Source organism: Alkalihalophilus lindianensis (assembly GCF_032843265.1).
Lineage (GTDB): Bacteria > Bacillota > Bacilli > Bacillales > Bacillaceae_D > Alkalihalophilus > Alkalihalophilus lindianensis.
In genome coordinates this window covers 1-263 of the sequence record NZ_JAWJBA010000499.1, presented here as the reverse complement: position 1 = coordinate 263, position 263 = coordinate 1, and the positions used below count along the sequence as shown (strand labels likewise).

The 263-nt window shown below is 23.6% G+C and carries 1 protein-coding gene; it reads left to right on the top strand.

Annotated features, from left to right (window positions below; all coding sequences use genetic code 11):
• Nucleotides 1–263 (top strand): DNA polymerase (locus RYX56_RS23185; protein ID WP_317124234.1); only part of this gene is annotated, 263 nt, incomplete at both ends.

The following is a 263-nucleotide window of genomic DNA, read 5'->3' as shown; positions in this document are numbered from 1 at the left end:
GAATCTTTTTACTTAAGTGATTATTCTAATGAAAAGGAAATGTTAAGAACTTCTATACTTTATTTAATGAAAAGAAAATATCATAATCACAAAATTTATATACATAACTTCTCTGGCTTTGATGCTGTATTTTTGTTAACAGTTTTGTCAGATCTAAGTGATAAAGTTAGACCTGTTTTAAGAGATGGACGATATATTGATCTTAGATTAGATTTTTCTGATAAATATAAAATCTATTTTAGAGATTCATTATTATTATTACC